1 protein-coding gene is annotated in these 274 nt (G+C 73.4%); it reads right to left on the bottom strand.

The window, feature by feature from the left end:
• The coding region (locus SB764_RS40060) for an SDR family NAD(P)-dependent oxidoreductase (protein ID WP_410866758.1) at positions 1–274 on the bottom strand (274 nt) is incomplete at both ends.

Raw genomic sequence — 274 nt, 5'->3', positions numbered from 1 at the left:
GCATCATAGTCCGCGGGCGTGGTGTCCAGCGCGGGGCCATGGCGGGCCAGCCCGGCGGAATTGACCACCACGTCATAGGCCGTATCGCTCAGTGCCGCCTCCAGCGCCAAAAGGTCGCCCTGATCCATGGGCAGCGCTTCGGCGCTGTAGCCTGCTGCCCGCATCGCCGCCACCGTCGCCTCCAGCCGCTCCGCCCCGCGCGCCGCACAGACCACATGCGCCCCGGCACCCGCCAGCGCGACCGCGCAGCCCTGCCCGATGCCGGAGGAGGCAC

The sequence above is a fragment of the Paraburkholderia sp. SIMBA_027 genome, from assembly GCF_046535315.1.
In the GTDB taxonomy this organism is placed as follows: Bacteria; Pseudomonadota; Gammaproteobacteria; order Burkholderiales; family Burkholderiaceae; genus Paraburkholderia; species Paraburkholderia tropica.
The sequence above is the reverse complement of the archived record's forward strand: the minus strand, read 5'-3'. Positions and strand labels throughout refer to the sequence as shown.